Source organism: Caballeronia mineralivorans PML1(12) (assembly GCF_001028175.1).
GTDB classification, from domain to species: Bacteria; Pseudomonadota; Gammaproteobacteria; order Burkholderiales; family Burkholderiaceae; genus Caballeronia; species Caballeronia mineralivorans.
This window is the reverse complement of the sequence record NZ_AEJF01000188.1, coordinates 26,529-46,656: the sequence shown is the minus strand read 5'-3', so window position 1 is coordinate 46,656 and position 20,128 is coordinate 26,529. Positions and strand designations below refer to the sequence as shown.

The following is a 20,128-nucleotide window of genomic DNA, read 5'->3' as shown; positions in this document are numbered from 1 at the left end:
GGGCGCCCAACCGCTTATCGTTTTATCAGCCTTCGAACACCGGCCGCAATTCGGTCACCTTGATAGTCGACTCGGGTGCACGGCCCTTGCGCGCCCGCTTGCCCACGTGCCCTTCCAGCGCCGCGCCCGCAAGCTTCTCGTCACGCGCCTTGCCGCCCCGGCCCGTGCCGATCAGCACCAGACCGCGCGCATCGATAGCCAGCGCCTGCCGCAACGTCTCCTTCGGATCGAGCGCCATCAGGATGACGCCACGGCCACCGCCCGACAAGGTCTTCATCTCATCGATATCGAACACCAGCAGGCGCCCGTTGCTCGACAAGCACGCAACCTGCGTTGCGCCCGGCAATACCGGCATGGGCGTGAGCGGCGTCGCTCCTGCGTCGATGGTCATGAACGACTTGCCCGCCTTCACCCGGCTCACCATGTCGCCGAGCCTGGCCATGAAGCCAAAGCCGTTACTCGATGCCAGCAGCAACGGCTGCTCCACCGAAGCGGCGAAGTAGTGCAGCAGATGCGAGCCCGACTCGAGCTCGATGAGCGACGTGACCGGCACGCCGTCACCGCGTCCGCCCGGCAGGATCGCGACGGGCACGGAATACACGCGCCCGTTGCTGCCCCACGCAATCAGCATGTCAGGCGTGCGCGCCTGGAATGCGGCATAGATGCCGTCGCCGGCCTTGAACTGGAAGCTTGCCGGATCCAGGCCATGGCCCTTCAACGCCCGCACCCAGCCCTTCTGCGATACCACCACCGTCACTGGCTCGTCGACCACCCGCGCCTCGAACGTCGCCCGCTTTTCCGGCTGGATCAGCGTGCGGCGATCGTCGCCATACTGCTTGGCATCGGCTTCGATCTCCTTGATTAGCAGCCGCTTCATGGCGGCGTCGCTATTGAGCAACTCTTCGAGCTTTTCCTTCTCGCTGCGCAATTCCTTCAGTTCCTGCTCGATCTTGATCGCCTCGAGCCGAGCCAGTTGCCGCAGACGGATTTCGAGGATGTCGTCGGCCTGACGCTCGCTGAGACTGAACCTGTCCATCAATGCCTGCTTCGGCTCGTCGGCTTCACGAATGACACGGATCACTTCATCGATATTCAGAAAGACGATCATCCGCCCTTCAAGAATGTGGATCCGGTCGTTCACCTTCCCCAGCCGATGCTGCGTGCGTCGCGTGACGGTGGTGAAGCGAAAGCCGACCCACTCGTGCAGGATCTCGCTAATACCCTTCTGACGCGGCCGGCCGTCGGCACCGATCATCACGAGGTTGATCGATGTATTCGATTCCAGGCTCGTATGCGCGAGCAGCGAATTCACGAACTCGGTCTGGTCGATACGGCTCGATTTCGGCTCGAACACGAGCCGCACCGGCGCATCCCTGCCCGATTCATCCCGAACCGTGTCGAGCAGAGCCAGCAGCGTCTGCTTCGTCTGCAACTGGTCGGGGCTCAGCGTCTTCTTTCCGAGCTTGATCTTCGGGTTCGTCAGTTCCTCGATTTCCTCGAGCACCCTCTGGCCCGACGTGCTCGGCGGCAATTCCGTGATGACGAGTTGCCACTGGCCGCGCGCCATGTCTTCGATCTTCCAGCGCGCCCGCACCTTCAGGCTGCCGCGTCCGGTTTCATAAGCCGCTGCGATCTCGGCCTGACTCGAAATAATCTGGCCGCCGCCGGGGAAATCCGGACCTGGAATCAGCTCGGCGAGCCGGGCGTGATCGATCTTCGGATCGCGGATCATCGCGACCGCGGCGGCTGCGACTTCACGCAGATTGTGCGAAGGAACTTCAGTCGCCATCCCCACCGCGATACCCGATGCGCCGTTCAGCAACAGGAACGGCAGGCGCGCGGGTAGAAGCTTCGGTTCCTGAAACGAGCCGTCGTAGTTCGGCATGAAATCGACGGTACCCATGTCGATTTCATCCAGCAGCAATTTCGCGATCGGGGTGAGGCGCGCTTCCGTGTACCGCATGGCCGCCGCGCCGTCGCCGTCGCGCGAGCCGAAATTGCCTTGCCCGTCGATCAGCGGATAACGCATCGAAAACGCCTGCGCGAGGCGCACCAGTGCGTCGTAGGCCGACTGGTCGCCGTGCGGATGATATTTACCCAGCACGTCGCCCACCACGCGCGCCGATTTCACCGGCTTGGCGGTGTTGGCGAGGCCCATCTCGTTCATGGCGAACAAGATGCGGCGTTGCACGGGCTTCTGGCCGTCGGAAACATCGGGCAGCGCCCGGCCTTTGACCACGCTCACCGCATAGTCGAGATACGCGCGCTCGGCGTAATCGCCAAGCGTCAGTTTTTCGCCTTCGGGCGCGGCTTCTTGGTCCGCGAAGAGATCGTCCATCGAATTTCCAGTGTTATGCGTTGACGAGGTTCAGGGGCGTCTTTGGGTTTCCGGCGGCGTCAAATGTCGACTTCGACTTCGTTGCCCTTCTCTTCGAGCCAGCTCCGCCGCGACGCCGCCTCACCCTTGCCCATCAACATCGTCATGCGCGTGACCGTGTCGTCAAAACCGAGATCGCCGAGTTGGACCGGCAGCAAACGGCGCGTGTCCGGGTTCATCGTGGTGTCCCACAATTGCTCCGCGCTCATTTCTCCCAGGCCCTTGAAGCGGCTGATCGACCATTGCGTCTCGCGAACGCCGTCCTTCCTCAACTTGTCGAGGATGGCCTCGAGTTCACCTTCATCAAGTGCGTAGAGCTTTTGTGCCGGCTTCTTGCCGCGCGCCGGGGCATCGACGCGAAACAGCGGCGGCCGCGCGATGCACACATTGCCCTGCTCGATCAGTTGCGGAAAATGCTTGAAGAACAACGTGAGCAGCAGAACCTGGATGTGCGAACCATCCACGTCCGCGTCCGACAGGATGCAGATCTTGCCGTAACGCAGATTCGAGAGATCGACCTTGTGGTCAAGGCTGTCCGGGCTGTGCGGATCCACGCCGATCGCCACAGCGATGTCGTGCACTTCATTGTTTGCGAAGAGCCGGTCGCGCTCTGTTTCCCACGTGTTCAGCACCTTGCCGCGCAACGGCAGAATGGCCTGGAATTCTTTGTCGCGGCCCATCTTCGCCGAACCGCCCGCCGAATCGCCCTCTACGAGGAAGAGTTCGTTGCGCGAGACATCCGTCGATTCGCAATCGGTCAGCTTGCCGGGCAGCACCGCCACGCCCGAGCTCTTGCGCTTCTCCACCTTCTGCCCGGCGCGCGTGCGCGCCTGGGCCTGGCGGATCACGAGTTCCGCGAGTTTCTTGCCGTACTCGACATGCTGGTTCAGCCACAGTTCGAGCGCGGGCCGCGAGAACGACGACACGAGTTTCACCGCGTCGCGGCTATTGAGGCGCTCTTTGATCTGCCCTTGAAACTGCGGATCGAGCACCTTCGCCGACAGCACGAACGACACCCGCGCGAACACGTCTTCCGCGAGCAGCTTCACGCCCTTGGGCTGCAGGTTGTGCAATTCGACGAAGCTCTTGACCGCCTGGAACAAACCGTCGCGCAAACCGGATTCGTGCGTGCCGCCAGCGGGCGTCGGGATCAGGTTGACGTACGACTCACGCAGCAACGGACCTTCCTCGCTCCATGCAACGACCCACGTCGCGCCCTCACCTTCCGCGAAGGTTTCCTCGTTCGACTTCGCGTTGCCCGCAAAACGCTCGCCTTCGAACAGCGGAATCAGCAGATCGCTGCCGCCCATTCCTTCGAGCAGATAGCCGCGTAACCCATCCTCGTATTTCCAGCTTTGGCGCTCGCCGGTTTTTTCGTTGATGAGCACGACTTCCACGCCCGGCAGCAACACCGCCTTCGAGCGCAACAGCCGCTGCAACTCACCGACCGGCAGATTCGGCGAATCGAAATATTTGGGATTGGCCCAGGCGGTGACACGCGTGCCGGACTTCTTCTCACCGCGGTTCATCGGGCGCATTTCGAGCGGCTTCACCACATCGCCATTCGAAAAGCCGAGTTCCGCAACCTTGCCGTCGCGCCACACGGTCACGTCCAATCGCGTGGACAGCGCGTTCGTCACCGATACGCCCACGCCGTGCAGACCGCCCGAAAACGTGTAGGCGCCGCCAGCGGCCTTGTCGAACTTGCCGCCCGCGTGCAGGCGTGTGAACACGATCTCGACGACCGGCACGCCTTCTTCCGGATGCAGGCCGAACGGAATGCCGCGCCCATCGTCTTCGACGGACACCGAATGGTCGGCGTGCAGCGTGACCGTGATCTGCTTGCCGTAGCCGCCGAGCGCCTCGTCGGAGGCGTTGTCGATGACTTCCTGAATGATGTGCAGCGGATTTTCGGTGCGGGTGTACATGCCGGGCCGTTGCTTGACCGGCTCGAGACCCTTCAGCACCTTGATCGATGCTTCGCTGTATCCGCTGTTCTTGCCGCCGTCGGCGGCGCTGGGTTTTTTCGTGGACATGTCTGGACGTGGGTCCGGCGGTCCGGGCGGCCGCGGCGTGAATTCGGTAGCGGAATTCAGCAGCGGCCAGGCCGGACAACCGGCGAATGCGTGAACATAGCGGGCCAACCCGGCCGACCGCGCCGGATTGCGCGTGATAACTCGAAAACGCGACGGCCTCTTGCTTGACTACAGCGTTTCACTACAAAGTTTCACTACGGTGTAACCGCGGCGATCCTCGAGGCCGTGCGCCCGAAAACGCGACGTATTTTACTGTTTTCGACAATTTTTTCGATATGAAGAAGAGGCCGGACTTGAAGGCCGGCTCACTTGCGCTTTGCTTCCAGTTCTTCCCAGCGTTCGAGCGCGACCAGCAACTCCTCGTCGATAGCCGCATGCCGCTCACTCAGACGCGTGCCTTCTTTCGGATCTTTCGCGAACGCGGAACCATCTTCAAGCTTCGCCGCAATCGACTTCTGCTCGGCTTCGAGCGCGGCGATCTGCGCGGGCAGCGCTTCCAGCTCGCGCACTTCCTTGTACGGCAATTTGGTCGAGCGCTGCGAATTGCGGCCGGCGCCGCTGTCTTTCGGGCCGTCGTCCTTCTTCGCCTGCTTGGCTGTGTCGCGTGCGGCTTCGAGCGCGATTTTCTCCGAGCGTTCGCTCTGGATCTGCCAGTCGGTGAATCCGCCCACGTACTCGCGCCACTTCCCGCCACCTTCCGATGCAAACACCGAGGTCACCACGTTGTCCAGGAACTGGCGGTCGTGGCTCACCAGCAGCACGGTACCGTCGTAATCCGTGAGCAGTTCTTCAAGCAGCTCGAGGGTCTGGATATCGAGGTCGTTGGTCGGCTCGTCCAGCACCAGCACATTTGCCGGCCGCGCGAACAAACGCGCGAGCAGCAGCCGGTTGCGTTCCCCACCCGACAGCGAGCGCACGGGTGAGCGGGCGCGTTCCGGCGCGAACAGGAAGTCGCCGAGATAACTCATCACGTGTTTCTTCACGCCGTTCACTTCGACCCATTCGCTGCCTGGGCTGATGGTGTCGGCGAGGGTCTTGTCGAGATCGAGTTGCGCGCGCATCTGGTCGAAATACGCCACTTGCGTGTTCGTGCCGGTGCGCACCGTGCCTTCGTCCGGCGCGAGTTCGCCCAAGATCATCTTGAGCAACGTGGTCTTGCCCGCGCCGTTCGCACCGATGAAGCCGAACTTGTCGCCGCGCATGACGGTGGCCGTGAAGTTGTCGACGATGGTTCTATCGCCGTACCGTTTTGTCACGTCGGTCAGTTCCGACACGATCTTGCCCGAGCGCTCGCCCTGCCCGACGTCAAGCTTCACATTGCCCTGCACGTTGCGCCGTTCGGCGCGCTCGTTGCGCATTTCGACCAGCCGCGCGATACGCCCGACGCTACGCGTACGCCGCGCCTCCACGCCCTTGCGGATCCACACTTCTTCCTGCGCCAGCAGTTTGTCGAACTTGGCCGCTTCGACTTGTTCGATTTCGAGCTGCTGCGCCTTGCGTGTCTGATACGCGCTGTAATTGCCTGGATACGACAGCAAGCGCCCGCGATCCAGATCGACAATGCGGGTGGCGACCTTGTCGAGGAACGCCCGGTCGTGGGTGATGAACAGCAAACCCGTGCGCAACGTGACCAGCAGCTCTTCCAGCCAGCGGATGCCTTCGAAGTCGAGATGGTTGGTCGGTTCGTCCAGCAGCAGCACGTCTGGCTGCACAACCAGCGCGCGGGCCAGCGCCACGCGCTTTTTCATGCCGCCCGACAGTGCGCCCGAACGCACGTCGCCGTCCAGGCCGATTTGCTGCAGCGTGGTCGCGACGCGGGTTTGCCAGCTCCAGGCATCGTGCAAGTCGAGCGAAGACTGCAGCGTGTTCATGCGTGACATCAGCGCGTCGTGCTCTGGGCCTTCTGACGGCGCGTCTGCGAGCTTGTGCGCCACGACATCATATTCGTCGAGCAGTTCCCGCTCGTGCGACAGGCCGGATGCGACGACGTCGAATACCGACGCCTCCAGGTCGAACTCGGGTTCCTGCGGTACGTAGACCGTGGTGAGCTCGTTCTGGCGCGTGATGAGGCCGTCGTCCGGCTTGGCAAGCCCGGCGATGATCTTCAGCAGCGACGACTTGCCCGCGCCGTTACGGCCGATAAGACCGACGCGTTCGCCCGCTTCGAGTGAAAAGTCAGCGTGATCGAGCAACGCAACGTGGCCGAACGCGAGTTGCGCGTCCGAAATGGAATAAAGCGACATGGGAGGCAGCCGGAAAAGTGCAAATACTGGAAGCGGCCATTGTACCGGTCTTGACCGGGCCGCTTGGAGGCCGCTTGGGGCCCTATGTCATCAGGACAAGGCGAGGTGCCCGATAAGATCAAAAAAAACGCGGCCGCGCCGCGTTTTTTGAGATTCGCGCAAGGATTAGTGCACCCCGGCAAGACTCTGCGAACTCGCCTTTATTTCACGTGGATCTTGATCGTCTGGCTCATTTCCGGTCCAAACGACTGGTGTGCGCCGTCGCCGAATTGCAGGGTCAGCGTGTGATCGCCGGGGGGCAGTTTCACGTCCGCTTCCGTCTGCGCCTTGCCGAAATGCAGCGATTTATCGTTCACCGGAATCACGAGACCCTTTTGCATCGGGCCTGCATCGATCAAGAGATGATGATGGCCCTTCTGCGGATCCGGATCGCCGGCCGGCGCGAGCCCCATGCCTTCCAGGCCGAACACCACATGCACCGGACTCGTGACGATCGCTCCGTCTTTCGGTTCGACGAAAAACACGCGGGCTTGCGCATGCGCCAGGATGGGCATGAGGAATACGCTCGACAACACCGCTCCCGACAACAGTTTCTTGAACATCATTTTTTTGCTCCCAGAAGAATGCGGCTGCCAGACGAACGATCCAGGCAGGCCAAAACGGTCGTGCGACGCACGGCGAATCGACACGGCACCACCGGCCGGACGACACGCAAGGTACTCAAAAACCGCCGTGGAGAGGATACACCGAGCATGAGAAACCACGCAGATCTGTGCTTTTGCCGCTTTTGCCCTACCCCGCGCGGCTGTTTCACTTGAATGAACCGATTTCGACATTCCGGTACTATGCGGGTCGCCGGACGTTTCGGCGGCCGCGCGCAGCGCAGCCCCGGAAAGCGATTCTGCGAGCGAATACGCCGCCCGGTGGAATATTTACCGGTGTTTTGTCGAACGAAATGAAAGAGTCTGTCGTGAGTGAAGTTTTAGAATATAAAAGCTGGGTTTGCCTGATTTGTGGCTGGATATACAACGAACAGGACGGTTTGCCGGAAGAAGGCATTGCGGCCGGAACCCGTTTCGCCGACATCCCGGACGGGTGGCGTTGTCCATTATGCGACGTCGGCAAAGACGATTTCGTGGCAGTGGAGTTCTGATTCCGCTGGCAGGTTTGCCGTTTCAGACTAATTTTGCGCCCGTTTAGCGCGCGACCACAATCAGTTCACGGCTCGATGCCGATACCGGCGCGCCGTTCCAATCGCCATGCCACGAGAGGTGGCTGAACCCCGCTGATTCGAGTAGCGCGGCGAGTTCGTCCTGAGTGCGAAAGCGAAGTTCGCTCGCGGACGTCAGCGTCTCGTCTGTCGCCTTGAATCGATAATAGGTGTTGAAGCGAATACCGGATTCCGGGCTGCCGCTCACATCGTCGTGCCACACCTCCACCTCAGCGATCCCCTCCACGTTGACCCGTCTGCGCGACTGCGCGGGCGTCCACGATTCCCACGCGCGTGCGGTGGGATTGCGGCTCTCGAACGCCAGTTCGCCGCCATTGCGCAGCGCATAGCGGGCAGCTTTGAGCGTGTCGAGAAACATGGTGTCGTCGAGGAAAACTTGCGCGACGTGGCCCGTCATCAATAACAGATCGGCGGGTGACAGCACGGCGAGCGCGCGGGCATCGCCTTCTATCCACTGAACGTGTTCGCCATTCCGCCGATGTCGCGCGACGCGCAACATCTCGGGCGCGGGATCGATAGCAACAACACGATGCCCCCGCTCCGCCAGTTCACACGCAAGCAAGCCCGTTCCGCAACCGAGATCGATTATGTGATTTTTGCCTTCGGCCAGCGCCAGGTAGAACGCTGTATCGGCGGCGACGGGGTTCAGGGTGTCGTACAACGCGACGAGGCGTGGGTCGGTGTAGAGCGTGGATGGCATTGGATCGGTGGCTGGATAGTTATGCTTATGCGGCTAAGCGTTTCAGCGGTTGAGGTAAGCGAGCGCGTCGCGCATGGGCTGGCTCGGCACGATGATGGAACCCGTGAACGGCGTGTCGAGATCAAGGATCACGAATACCGCGGACGCTATCGATAACGCCCCGAGCATGATCGTCACTAGCGCCAGCGCGTTGCGCGGCGTAATCAGGCCGAAGCAAAGGAAGATGACGAGCAGCCAGAAGACCAGGATCCGGTCGAACGGCGATGAAATCGAACCGCGTGCTTCCTCGACGATTTTCCAGCGTTGCTGGATGAGCCGGTCGAACCGGCCAAGCGCTTCTTCAATCACCTTCTGGTGGAACGGATCGCGCGGCTGCAACTCGCGCGTGTATCGTTGCGCCCGTTCGAGCAAGGCGCCAAGCACACGGCTGTCGAGATGATTGGCGTTGCGGTCCGGTGGGAGCGTTTTCTGATAATAATCGCCGACGGGCGGAAGCTCCTGCACCCAGGTGGAAGCGATCGCGGCAGCCGTGTAGGCGCGCAGTATCTGGCGCGGGGCGTCAGCGTCCGCGCCATACTCGCGCAGGCTGTCGTCGAGCTGGATCAGCGCGGTGGCGTAGGTGCGGATGTCGGTGTTGGTGGTATCGAATAAAGTTTTCGCCGATGCCGTCAGCAGACCCAGCACGAGTGCCGCGAATGTGACCAGCATGCCAACCACTAACTCCAGCAATTGCACGGTTTCACGCGCCTTGTGCTCCTCGGGCAGCAACGGACGCACGACCACGCCAAGCGCCGTGGCAGCGAGTAGACACAGGAACACGACGACAGCGGTTTCGAGTTCGGTCATGGTGGGCGGCCGGGGGATGTGGGCATTATGGGAGGAAGTGGTGGGTTATTCCAGATGGGTTGGTTGCGGCGGCGGGGTTTTGGCGTAGTGTTTGGGGTGATTAAGTTGACCGTGTGGTTAAGTGGGAACCATAATTAGCAGTTATGCTTGCCAATCTATCGCTGAGAGAGACCATGGAAAAGACGAAATACTGGGTGGCTGCGCTGGCGTTTGGATTTGGGTTGGCAACGAGCAGCAGCGCGTTCGCAAGCGTCGCCGCCGATAACGTCCAGCGGAGCGCTGTGCCCGCGAATGATCGCTTTATCGGCAACGAGTGCACGGACCGTTCGATCAAACCGTTCGCACGGCCGAAAGACAGCGCGCTGTCAGACGATGTGTTGCGAGCAGCGTTGACCTTGGTCAAGGGTATGGCGGGTGGGACCGATCATATGGGCGTGACTAGTGTGTGCGGTGAGCGGTCGGCGATGTAGTTTCCGACGCGAATCGTCTACGCGATGCGGCGACTTTCGTCTTGAACGTGTTTGATATGCTCCGCCCACTGCAGCGGACTTGAGCGCGCCGGCGGTTGATAAGTTATGGATCAAGGTGCGTTGTGGGCGCGTCATTTAGGACGAGGCTAAATAGCTCAGAAACGCACGCAGGGTAGGACTAAAGCCAACGTTCGCGGGCTTCATGTCGAACCGTTGAAAATATCCATTTCCCCATAGTTCAGGGGATGGAATGACAGGCGCAAGGCCCGTCAGATATGGATTGCTATCATTGCTATAGCAAATCTGTAGCACACAAAACTTCCCCTCTTAAGCATCAGCCGGCTTCTACGCTGTCCCGGCTCACGCGAGCTCATCCGACAACAATCGGCCATCTACCGCCATTCGCAAACTGATGCGGCTTTCATCAGAACGGCTCGAACGCTTAAATAGCAGACCCTTGTAGCAGACCCTTGCGTTGAAAGGCATGAGGTAGCCAGCCCCGATTTCCTCTTTATGCGACGAATGTATTAGGCGCGCTTCCGAGGTCGCTTCAATTGATCAAAAGCTGACGTTGGCGAGTACCAACAACCAGCGTAGCATTAGAGCCTTAGTCTTCCACCGGTGGTTGTTGGCGTAGCAATCCGCGGAGGCAATAATGACTAAAGACGACCAACAAGAACAGTTGGACAAGATAATGTCGGCTAATCTAAGTCGCGCAATCGATTTTGTGAAATTCGCCGAAACGAAGAACGGGGCATTACTTACATTTTGCTCTGCGTGGATTATTGCGCTGACGGGGCTTTTGCATACTGACACTCCGCTCCCGCCGTCTGCCGCGGATGGCGCCAAGCTAGCATTGCCTTTTTTCGCGATTGCTGCGCTGCTGGCAGTATTATCATTCATTCCAATAACTTCCATCGTCCCGTTTCGCGCGTGTGGCTCGAAGGGGCAGCAACGGGTCAACTGAGACGAACAAAGTTAGTTTGACCTATGAGTGAGCAGCCGTACTGCGAAATGCTGTGTTTCGGCCGCAGGTCTATGCCGCGAATCTAAGGATCGATACTATCCGTTGTCCTTTGCAGCGGCTCACCTCTCGCCAAATGCTCCTCCCGCGCCTCGCGGGAGTTTTTTCACTGAGATCGAACGCGACCGCTTCGGGCTAAGCTCAGAGACATTGCGTCACTGAGCTTAGCGGCTTTGCAGGCCGTCGTCATTCCTGTTGATTCAATTACTTATCGCGATTAACCATCCATATTAACCGCTCCACAGATCGTAGCCGACGCCGCTCCTTGCCTTCGAAAGACCGTTCGCGACCGAGGTCGTGTGAAAACGCAAAACTACTCGGTTTTCGAGTGTCGCTTTACCCCTCCCGAGGTGTCGCGAAGCCAATGTAGCGCGATTTGAAGGGTCGATTTTTTCGAACGTCACGTTCGGCGTGCGTTTTCACACGACCTCGACCCACATGGGACATGTCAAGCATTAGTTACTTAACACGTGGCTGATATCCGCTACAATTTTGTCGGAACCGAATGAGATTTAGAGGATGGTTCAACCATAGCAGCAACTAACATGAAGATTCGCAAAGCTTCCTTAGCAATGCGTATCTTTACTTGTTCTATCGCGGGAGTTGAATCATGGAAATCTGTCTGACTATCGAGGGAAAGACCCACTGCTACGGCATTCCAGAGGTGTTGCTTCCGATGACTCACTGGAAGCCAGGTCCAGGGCCTGTGAATTATCCGGCGTTTCTTCAGGACGCAATGATCGTAGCTTCGCTCCGCGCCGAATCACATAAGATTACTGATCCGGCAGTGCGAGAGCGACTGATGACGGGCTATAACGAGGCGCTCCAAGCTATCGAAAAGCGAGCCGGCCCGGGAGTCGAAATCAGGGCATGAACCTGCATCAGTCCAGCTTCATTGAAACTCGCGTTCTTTCGTGCATCGAAGCGACACGCTAGTGTCAGGCCGAGTGTTGGCTTCAAGAGCACACAAATTAAGGTTGCCTACCTAGAGCAACAATAACCCTCAACTGAAGGTGCCCGCTCCTTCCGGCGACGGCCGCTGCCCACTAGCACGCTCAGCACGGCCGTCAAATTTAAGACTGGGACCTTCCACCGTAGAAGGTCTCAAGCTTTGACGCCTGAGTCGAGGCTGGAAATCTCTCGTTCCTCGTTTCGATTAACGCCTTTGCAGTGACATAGCTGATAAGGAGACTTCTTGGCTACCATCCCTTTGCCTCCCATCGTCTATGGGCCGGTAGGCGTCAATCTCGAGGTACGCCTGCTTCCAAGTTGAAACAGTCCCTGGCGACGGTGTGATGGCTGACCGTACCTCGGCCGACGCCACTGTCGCTAAAACTGACAGATTCAAGCTTGGCTCCGCTGCCGCTGCGCGGAATAGGATCGTACTCTGACCCAGCGGACAAACTGTTCGACTTCATTCGTACTACGCTGGCAAGCGCCATCGAAAAGATCCGCACGATGCAGCATCGCCTCATTTTCCTGACGCCTGTCGCCCTTTGGATCAGACATTTTTTACGCTTCAACCGCCATTCAACGATTTGCAGCTTCGAAAAGCGACGAATCGCAGCTTTCCACTTTTAATCGAGGTATTTTTGTTCTATACATAGTTGGTGATGCTCCTCACCAAAAATAGACAGTCGCGCTGATTTTTGGTGTAAAAATAATCATATAAATATAAACAACGCTTATCTGAAATTCAGGAGTTCGATTAACAGAAAGGCTGTTGAACCCTGTTTTTTAATAATTTTTAATCCTACGTCGACCATGAAAACAGCGGCGACTTTCGTTAAATCATGCTCATGCATAGCGTTCCTAAGCGCAATTACATCATGCTCTTCAATTTCGACGGCCTTAGACCCAGTGGAGAGGCGGCTCGGAGTTGACGGTGCATTTGAAAGAGAATTTCACTCAACCCTCTATTTCCCAAAGGGAGAATCCTTACATTACCCTGGCTATGTAGTAGCGGTGGAAAAAAGCCCGCAATCAACCATCGGGGGTCCTTCTACCGATCCCGGCGGTACCCGTTCATTCTTAAATACCCATTCATATTATGTACAAGCGGAGCCCGGAGTGGGAAACTTTAATGGCACCGCCAGGATAATTCGAGATTTTGAAGTGAACGACCGAAAAGTTTTATTCGTTTCTCACATTATTCGATACAGTACGATACAATCTTCGTCAGGCCCCTCACCTTACCAGATGATCGATCAGTGCTTTGTATACAACGCCTACCGTGCGAATGGAGTGTTAGACAAAGAGAACGATATGAGTAAGATTACAGCATGGCACAATTGCCCCGCTCAATCGTTCCAAATCCCGGGCAATATCGGCGATATTTATATGGACGGTCTAAAAGCTTTAAAGAAACTAGAGGATAATCTGATAGATGACGTCGCAAAGGGAGGATACACACATATTGTTGTTATTGTGATGGGCTGGAACACTTCTCAAGACGAAGCTATCCGAAACTTCAATGATATTGTAGGCAACGTGGTTGAGGCTGCTTACGCAGACACCACCGATGCAAACAACTCCAGCGCAGGCACCCCCGAAGCGAAACACGATGCAATTACCGCACAGGGAGTTTCTCCAGAGCCTTTTCGCCCGCTAGTGGTAGGGGTCACCTGGCCGTCTTTCTGGACGAACACGTTTATCAATTGGTTTAGTTATGGAGATCTAGCCAACGATGCCGACCAGCTTGGGCTTACTTGGGTCAACGTCCTGATCAACCGGACCTTGCCTGCAGTTATTGATAAAGTAAATACGCAGAAACACAAATCTACAGCTGGATTGAAGATCGTATTAATAGGGCATAGCTTCGGCGCGAGAGCGGCGACAAGAGCGCTGTTCAGTCGTCCTGTGCTCGAATATGGCGATATTAGCAAGAACCCACCGCGGTCCGACGTTGATCTCGCCATAGGGCTCCAAGGAGCTGTGAGTATTAATCGATTTGTAACTGAAGACAGCGATGAAGGAGCACCATATCGTGATTTCAAAACGCTTGGGAAAACAAAAATTGTGCTAACAGCTGCACAAAATGATCAAGCGACGGGCGCTCCTTTCTGGTACACCCCATCCGGCTCCTTCAAAGCGTACAACAAAGCTTGTGAAGGAGCGAATCAAGCATATAAAAGCGTGTTTGATTGCTGGCGTGCGATGGACACCACCAGCTCCGCCGACGGTACGTTTAAGGTGTGCCGAGTTGATGATACTAACGAATGCTTGGAACCTTCATCGAACGCTGCCCAAACTAATCCGCAAGTTCTCTATATCGATGCATCAAACGGGATCACGCAATTTAATAGCCCGGGTTCAGGCGGAGGTGCTCACAGTGACATTTATCGCCTTCCCATGGGCCGCTTGATTTGGCGTTTGATACAGAATTACGCGCCATAGTATTCTGCTCAGGTGGCCGCTTCCACCGCTCTGAAGACCGCTCTCGGCCGATATGGAAGAAAAACAAGCTGTGCTCGATATCACGCTCACGACCGCAAATTTGATCTTCACCCTTGCCAACATCGCGTTAATCGCCGGAGCGGTCCTAGTCGTTATCGGTACGATCGCCGCAATTTGAACCGGCGGCAGCCGCGATCGTTTCGCCGACGAGCGAGCCAAAGCGAACGAAGCACAGACTGCAACTGCGAGAGAGGAGGCAGCCCGCGCGAATGAAAACACCGAGAAGCTGAAAGAATCCAACCTGATACTTCAGGTCGCCGCTAATCATGAACATGCCGAGCGGCTATGATCACGCGAGCGGCATGGTCGAACATGCCGCTCATTCCACACCCGCGCTATGGATCACAGAGTAGTCTCGTGCACAGCCAACCAAACCAATAGAAACCGCGATGGACGAGATCACCTCGGCTTTTAAGCCGATCTTCGCTGCTGTTCGGGCTTACTGCCGAACAAACCCTCACATGGCGCTGGCGACCCTGCTCTTTCTGGTCGGAGCAAGCCTGGGCTGCGCCTATCGTTTTAAACGTCTTTGATATACTCTGCCCGCTGCGCTCACCAGCCCTCGCCGACGGGTAAGATTGAAGCCATGGTCTTTGCCCCAAAGGTTGTGCAGCAAGGCCGAGCGATCTGGCACTGCTACGTATATAAGTGGCCAAAAGGCCGCTTTGTAGCAAAGAGGTTGAAAAACCACGGTTCACAGTGCGTCACGGCGCTTCATTTAGGAAGAAGCGAATCAGCCGGAAACGCATGCTGGGCAAGGCTGAAGCCAGTATTCATAAGGTTCCGGTTCACCCATTAAAAATATCCATCTCCCCGTAGTTCAATGGATAGAACAAGTGCCTCCTAAGCGCTAGATGCAGGTTCGATTCCTGCCGGGGGGACCATCTTAGTTCCTAGCAGTGCCCGTTGAATACCAAAAAGCCCCGTACTGCCTTGCGCTGCGGGGCTTTTTCTCTGCTGTGATCGTCTCGTCACATCTACGGCATCCTTCTGGAGCATGCTCGTTATGAACTCGTCTCGATGACGATGACGCGACAGAATCGCATCGGCGCGGCCCTGCATTGCAGAACAGACGTTTTTTGTAGCCAGCTAGCAGCTCAGGAAAAGTCGCGCGTAATGCCGAACAAAAACAATCGCGCGCAGGACATACGGCTTACCCAATGCACGAGGACCATGGAAAGCGCTACTCTTAGCGAGCCCTGTTTCCGCTCGCAGTCTTTCCCGGGACACCACTATGGCCACGACCTTTACCAGTTTCAAGGCTCAGCTCAACATGCTGCTTCGCGACCAGCCGCGCGGCGTTACCGCGGACCTGACCGATTTTGCAGTTGCTTATTGGGATGGACGACAGGTGGTGGGCGCCTACCTTCGCGACGCTGGTCACGTCGACGAAGTATTCGATATGGACGAGAACGCTTTCGAGCAGTGGCACGACGAGTTTGTTGCGTGGCTCGCCGATCCGCGGTTCACGACAAGGCCGGACCTACTGGCATAGATGAAGGACGAGCCGGCATTCGATGCAAGCCGCATCGCCCCGCCCCGCCTCGCCCACCTACCGGGCGCCGATCCAGAATTCGTCATCGAGAGCCTGGAAGAAAAACGCTTCCAGCTCGTCCTCCGACAAATCGTCGAGCGTGATACCGCGCAGGCGGCAAAGCACATGCAGCGTCTCGTCGGCGGCAATGACGAGATTCCGAAAGGCGGCGGCGGAGGGATTGGTCGTGTTCATGCATGGGCTAACGGCCAGCACGCGGCAAACTTTAGACGAAATGCGCGATATTTTTGAGTAACCGCGTTCGACCCGAAAATCACACGCTTAGGTAATTTTCCGTAAGCAGCTTAGGCCTCGGCGCAAGCTTCAACAGCTCTTCACGCACACTGAGAAACGCAGGTTACATCGCCGAGAAAACGATCCTTACATGCGCCCGTTCAGATACGCAGCCCCACCCAGTTCATCTTCGAGCGCGTTGAAAAAGTACTCGCCCAACGCGGCATCGGAAAGGCTATCGAGAGGAATCCCTCGCAGACGGCAAAGCAATTCCAACGCTTCATCGGCTGCGTTTAATGCGCTGCGGGTATCGGTGTAAGGAAGTTTGCTGAGGTCCATGGCCGGAATAACGGCAAACGTTTGGCAGACTTTAGTATCCCGCTGAAGGTCGAAAGAGCCTTAAGCCGCGCGACATCGTCCAAAGGCAAATCAGCCCGCCAGCACTTCGCCATATCGCAGAGCACGACACAGCAGCACAGCGGCACAGCACATGCCGGTTCAAATCACCAGGACCCGCACATGTCATCGCTGAGTGCGTTCGAAAAGAACTCACCGAGCTCATCATCGGAGAGTGCTTCGATAGCTACCCCACGCAGGCGGCAGATCAATTCCAGCGTTTCCCCCGCGGCTCGAACGATGTCGCGGGACGCTTCGGGAGAGGGGTTTTGTGTGTTCATGCCAGCACTAACGGCGTGGCCGCGACGAACTTGAAGTCAGCATCTTCCCGCGGTAAGGAACGCCCGAGAGCAGTCTCAAACCACCGCTCTCACTCCGGTTCCACCGGAAAGCGCCGGTTCAACTCACGCTTCGCCCAATGCAGCGCTTCGTTTTCTGCCACGTTGCTGGTCGGCGCCATCTCGCCCGCATTCGTCTTGAGCGGCAATGTACCCGCCTTCACGGACCAGTCCCAGCGGGCGCCGCGTTGTTCGACGAACACGTCGATGACATGTTCATTGTGCATATAACGCATGGCTTCTCCCGTTGACAGGACGCGATCCTAGCATGGTGTCGTTCCCGGCCTTTCCATCAGGCTTCATGCTCATGACACCAGTCAAGCGCCCATGCCCGCGCACACGCAATCGCATCGCCGTCGTTATCGAACGCATCGATGTCGCCCGACTCATGCTTCTCCGGGTGCGCGTCGGCCATCGTCGGTATGCGGATGATGCGAGCCTGCGCGTAATACAGGCCGTCCTCGCCGTGTCGTGAGCGACAGTCGATGTGAAATCCCTTGTGATCGAAACGCATCGGCGTATTCCTCGCAAAATGTGAACGTCGTTGGGCCGCGCGCAAAACCCGTTCCGCGCACTCGCGCGACAGGCGTCGCCGGCGGATCGCATCGGCCCTATCAGTCCCCACAAACTCGTTAAAATACGCCGACCCCGCCAGGACGAACGGACGTGCAATTGTTGAACACGCCCCGCCCGTCCTGACCAAACGAGAAGACACCTCGTGTGGGTTAGACATCGTTTGACCCTCAGCCCTATCTCGTTAGCCACGGATTCCGCCATGAAATTGTTTGCCGCCGTCGCCTTCAGCCTGTGTGTGTCGGTCGCTCACGCCTCGCAGGAAACCGACGCCTGCGATGCCCATCGACAAGCCCTCGAAAGGCAGATGGCCACCGCGCTGACCCAGGACAACTCGGCGCAGCTCAGCACGCTGCAAGCCGAACTCGACAAGACCAACGCTGAATGCACGCCCGAGGCGATTGCGCAGAGACACGCAAACGCGTTGAAACGCCACGACAGTGCTGTCGCCGAAGCCAGAAATCGTTTGCGTGACTGGGAAGCCGAGTTGGCGAGGGCGAGGAAAAAAGGCACGGACCAGCTCAACATTGCGGCCTGGGAGCGCAAGGTGAACCGGGCGCGCGCGGATCTAAACCGCGCAATGGCCAGGCCCATTCAATGAGCCGCCCGCTCTTATTAAGGGTTTTTACCGACCACAGATCGGCTAAAGCTTTGCCTGACGTTGCCGTTAGCCACTGATGGACTCATTCATCGATATGAAACCGCAAGGCGCGTTCTCCGCGCTGTTGGCGGACCAGGAGCTGACGCACCTTGAACTGGTGCTGCGGCGTTCTCTCATCGACGATGCGCTGTCCCCCATCATGCCGCCCACTTACTGGCGGGACCGGCTGGCGCTGGTCGCACGGAGCTCGCACCTTTCGCATACGCAGATCCAGACGGTTCATCGGCTGTACCTGCAGATCGACGCCTACGAAGCGAGCAACCGGGCGCTCGACACCGCACCCGAACTCACGCCCGATCCGATACCACCGATGCCGCGTGCAGTCCCGCAGCAGGATCTGGCCGAAGCCTCCGGGAAACGCCACTCGTAAGCGAGTCGCGCCGGCGCTCAATGCCGGTGCCGCATCCACCAGTCGCGTAACGTGCCATGGTTGCTGCGACCGAGCATGCGGTCGCGGAATTCGTCGCGCCAGTCGTGTGCAAGCACGGCGATCGCCAGCGCGGCAAGCGTCGCGATGCCAACGAGGATATGCGCGAAACCGTCCATGGCGCCCTCCCTATCGGTCGACTGCCATGATCAAGCATAGGTCAATCGCCCGGGATCGGGGCATAGACAGCGGGTTTAAAACGCTCGTGGGTCCGTGGATCGCGTACGCTAAGCTCAGCGCTGCATGAAACGCAGCACGGTGTCGACGATCATCGTCCGATGCCGCGCCCGCGATCTCACCCCCGATGGATCACGCCCGAAAGCCACGGTGAACGTATGCCGGTTCGCAACACGATGAAAACATAGCGAACTGATCAGCAGATGCAGATCGACGGGATCGACGTCGCCACGAAATTGCCGCGTCGCAACACCGCGAGCAATCAGGCCCTCGAGGGTTTTCACCGCGCTCGCGTTACGTCCCCTGAACGTCTTCAAGTGGCTCACGTACCTGGCGCTGTGAATGTTTTCGATAGTCACGAGCCGGACGAAATCGTGGTGTTTGTCGTGGAAGTCGAACGTGAATTGGACGAGCTCGCGCAAGCCTTCATGCGGGTCCATCGTATCGAGATGCAACGACTGTTCGAGCGCGCGAATGTTGGCGTATGCCTCCTCGATCACTGCCTCGTACAAACCCTCCTTGCTGCCGAAGTAGTAATACAGCATCCGCTTCGTCGTATTGGTGCGCTCCGCAATAGCGTCGACCCGTGCACCGCTCAAACCCATCGCCGCGAACTCCTGTGTCGCGATGTCGATAATGTTTCGTTTCGTTTGTTCCGGGTCGTACTTTCGTTTGGCGTCCGGTGCCTTGACCGAACGAACCGGCGCTGGGACTTTGCTTGCCTTTTTCATCATCTATTGTGCAGAGCGCCTCAGGGTGGACAAGATTTTAGCATGAGCATTTGAGCGCTCATCGCGTAGGAATTCTCCGCGCAAACCCTTGTTTCAAGGGGTTTCACCGGGGTTTCGCTATACTTCCGCAGAATTTTGCAGACCCTGGCTGCACGCCCTCACAAGGAATCGAATGACTCTCAAGCAAGCCATGCCGCGTTTTGCGTTGGCCCTCAACCCGACGTTCAAACCGGTCTTCATCGCGTGCGTTCTCGCGTGCACCGTGTCATTGAACGCCACCGCACAAAACGCGCCTGCCCAGCAGCCATTTTCCGCTCAAGCGCTGCCGCCGGGCCATCCCGCAGTGCCGCCGCCATCGCCACAAAGTCTCGCGGCTGAAGGCGTGCGCACGAGCGCAAACATTGCACGCGGTGCCATCGATATCTGCCACATCGACCGCACGAAGGTCGAACAGTTCAAGACCATGACACGCAAGAGTTTTCCCGCTGCGCCCGACTTCGACGGCGAGTGGAATCTCGGCTACAAGGAAGCGCAATCGACAGTCGATCGCTTCGCGGCGCTGAAAACCAGCAACCCCGCCGAGTATGCAAAGGAGATCGGCGAGGCATGCCCGGCGCTGACCCGGGGTATCGATGAAACGACGAAGTGAGCCGCGCCTGTTGATCCAGGCGTAG

At 58.1% G+C, this 20,128-nt stretch carries 22 protein-coding genes and 1 tRNA gene; 11 read left to right on the top strand and 12 right to left on the bottom strand.

Annotated features, from left to right (window positions below; all coding sequences use genetic code 11):
- Positions 1 to 25: 25 nt before the first annotated feature.
- The 4 genes from parC to EOS_RS32275 form a co-directional block, all read right to left on the bottom strand.
- Positions 26 to 2,338: a DNA topoisomerase IV subunit A gene (gene parC / locus EOS_RS32290; protein ID WP_047896264.1), complete on the bottom strand. Its 2,313-nt coding sequence runs from the start codon at positions 2,336 to 2,338 to the stop codon at positions 26 to 28.
- Positions 2,339 to 2,397: 59 nt separating this feature from the next.
- Positions 2,398 to 4,413 (bottom strand): DNA topoisomerase IV subunit B, encoded by a 2,016-nt coding sequence (locus tag EOS_RS32285; protein ID WP_047896296.1) that lies wholly within the window; start codon positions 4,411 to 4,413, stop codon positions 2,398 to 2,400.
- Positions 4,414 to 4,718: 305 nt separating this feature from the next.
- The gene (locus EOS_RS32280; RefSeq protein WP_047896263.1) at positions 4,719 to 6,656 is read right to left on the bottom strand and encodes an ATP-binding cassette domain-containing protein; all 1,938 of its coding nucleotides are present in this window, start codon (positions 6,654 to 6,656) and stop codon (positions 4,719 to 4,721) included.
- Positions 6,657 to 6,856: 200 nt separating this feature from the next.
- Positions 6,857 to 7,261, bottom strand: a complete 405-nt coding sequence (locus tag EOS_RS32275; protein ID WP_047896295.1) for a DUF4399 domain-containing protein — start codon at positions 7,259 to 7,261, stop codon at positions 6,857 to 6,859.
- A gap of 365 nt (positions 7,262 to 7,626) precedes the next feature.
- Here EOS_RS32275 and EOS_RS32270 point away from each other — a divergent pair, with 365 nt between their 5' ends.
- Positions 7,627 to 7,809: a rubredoxin gene (locus EOS_RS32270; protein WP_047896294.1), complete on the top strand. Its 183-nt coding sequence runs from the start codon at positions 7,627 to 7,629 to the stop codon at positions 7,807 to 7,809.
- Positions 7,810 to 7,852: 43 nt separating this feature from the next.
- On the opposite strand, the gene EOS_RS32265 is transcribed toward EOS_RS32270, so the two are convergent.
- Together EOS_RS32265 and EOS_RS32260 are read right to left on the bottom strand one after the other, a co-directional pair.
- Positions 7,853 to 8,587, bottom strand: coding sequence for a class I SAM-dependent methyltransferase (locus EOS_RS32265; RefSeq protein WP_047896262.1), 735 nt, complete (start codon positions 8,585 to 8,587; stop codon positions 7,853 to 7,855).
- 42 nt (positions 8,588 to 8,629) lie between these two features.
- Entirely contained in the window at positions 8,630 to 9,433 is an 804-nt protein-coding gene (locus tag EOS_RS32260; RefSeq protein ID WP_047896261.1) for a bestrophin-like domain, read from the bottom strand.
- A 173-nt stretch (positions 9,434 to 9,606) separates the two neighbouring features.
- On the opposite strand from EOS_RS32260, the gene EOS_RS32255 reads away from it, so the two are divergent.
- From EOS_RS32255 to EOS_RS46540, 7 genes are all read left to right on the top strand, one after another.
- Entirely contained in the window at positions 9,607 to 9,903 is a 297-nt protein-coding gene (locus tag EOS_RS32255) for a hypothetical protein (protein ID WP_047896260.1), read from the top strand.
- A gap of 655 nt (positions 9,904 to 10,558) precedes the next feature.
- Positions 10,559 to 10,870 (top strand): hypothetical protein, encoded by a 312-nt coding sequence (locus EOS_RS32250; RefSeq protein WP_047896259.1) that lies wholly within the window; start codon positions 10,559 to 10,561, stop codon positions 10,868 to 10,870.
- A 2,127-nt stretch (positions 10,871 to 12,997) separates the two neighbouring features.
- Entirely contained in the window at positions 12,998 to 14,323 is a 1,326-nt protein-coding gene (locus EOS_RS32235; RefSeq protein WP_200908727.1) for an alpha/beta hydrolase family protein, read from the top strand.
- A gap of 449 nt (positions 14,324 to 14,772) precedes the next feature.
- Positions 14,773 to 14,916, top strand: coding sequence for a hypothetical protein (locus EOS_RS47250; protein WP_160312551.1), 144 nt, complete (start codon positions 14,773 to 14,775; stop codon positions 14,914 to 14,916).
- Positions 14,917 to 15,192: 276 nt separating this feature from the next.
- Positions 15,193 to 15,267: transfer RNA gene (locus tag EOS_RS32225), tRNA-Arg, on the top strand.
- A gap of 350 nt (positions 15,268 to 15,617) precedes the next feature.
- Positions 15,618 to 15,878 (top strand): hypothetical protein, encoded by a 261-nt coding sequence (locus EOS_RS32220; RefSeq protein ID WP_047896254.1) that lies wholly within the window; start codon positions 15,618 to 15,620, stop codon positions 15,876 to 15,878.
- Positions 15,879 to 16,169: a hypothetical protein gene (locus EOS_RS46540; RefSeq protein WP_152693204.1), complete on the top strand. Its 291-nt coding sequence runs from the start codon at positions 15,879 to 15,881 to the stop codon at positions 16,167 to 16,169. It begins immediately after the preceding gene.
- Between the two features lie 129 nt (positions 16,170 to 16,298).
- Here EOS_RS46540 and EOS_RS32215 read toward each other — a convergent pair whose 3' ends face one another.
- The 4 genes from EOS_RS32215 to EOS_RS32205 form a co-directional block, all read right to left on the bottom strand.
- Complete coding sequence (locus tag EOS_RS32215; protein WP_047896253.1) at positions 16,299 to 16,490, bottom strand: hypothetical protein; 192 nt, start codon at positions 16,488 to 16,490, stop codon at positions 16,299 to 16,301.
- A gap of 164 nt (positions 16,491 to 16,654) precedes the next feature.
- Positions 16,655 to 16,828: a hypothetical protein gene (locus tag EOS_RS47245; RefSeq protein ID WP_160312550.1), complete on the bottom strand. Its 174-nt coding sequence runs from the start codon at positions 16,826 to 16,828 to the stop codon at positions 16,655 to 16,657.
- A gap of 89 nt (positions 16,829 to 16,917) precedes the next feature.
- Positions 16,918 to 17,121 (bottom strand): hypothetical protein, encoded by a 204-nt coding sequence (locus EOS_RS32210; protein WP_047896252.1) that lies wholly within the window; start codon positions 17,119 to 17,121, stop codon positions 16,918 to 16,920.
- Between the two features lie 56 nt (positions 17,122 to 17,177).
- Complete coding sequence (locus tag EOS_RS32205) at positions 17,178 to 17,399, bottom strand: hypothetical protein (RefSeq protein ID WP_047896251.1); 222 nt, start codon at positions 17,397 to 17,399, stop codon at positions 17,178 to 17,180.
- A gap of 267 nt (positions 17,400 to 17,666) precedes the next feature.
- On the opposite strand from EOS_RS32205, the gene EOS_RS32200 reads away from it, so the two are divergent.
- Together EOS_RS32200 and EOS_RS32195 are read left to right on the top strand one after the other, a co-directional pair.
- On the top strand, positions 17,667 to 18,059 hold the full coding sequence (locus EOS_RS32200) for a DUF1090 family protein (protein WP_160312549.1): 393 nt from the start codon (positions 17,667 to 17,669) through the stop codon (positions 18,057 to 18,059).
- Positions 18,060 to 18,135: 76 nt separating this feature from the next.
- On the top strand, positions 18,136 to 18,489 hold the full coding sequence (locus EOS_RS32195) for a hypothetical protein (protein ID WP_235443027.1): 354 nt from the start codon (positions 18,136 to 18,138) through the stop codon (positions 18,487 to 18,489).
- A gap of 17 nt (positions 18,490 to 18,506) precedes the next feature.
- Here EOS_RS32195 and EOS_RS47240 read toward each other — a convergent pair whose 3' ends face one another.
- Positions 18,507 to 18,665, bottom strand: a complete 159-nt coding sequence (locus tag EOS_RS47240; protein WP_160312548.1) for a hypothetical protein — start codon at positions 18,663 to 18,665, stop codon at positions 18,507 to 18,509.
- A gap of 114 nt (positions 18,666 to 18,779) precedes the next feature.
- A complete protein-coding gene (locus EOS_RS32190) occupies positions 18,780 to 19,454 on the bottom strand; it encodes a TetR family transcriptional regulator (RefSeq protein ID WP_047896292.1) in 675 nt (224 codons plus the stop codon).
- A 172-nt stretch (positions 19,455 to 19,626) separates the two neighbouring features.
- Here EOS_RS32190 and EOS_RS32185 point away from each other — a divergent pair, with 172 nt between their 5' ends.
- Positions 19,627 to 20,103, top strand: a complete 477-nt coding sequence (locus tag EOS_RS32185) for a hypothetical protein (RefSeq protein WP_235443026.1) — start codon at positions 19,627 to 19,629, stop codon at positions 20,101 to 20,103.
- The last annotated feature ends 25 nt before the right edge of the window (positions 20,104 to 20,128 follow it).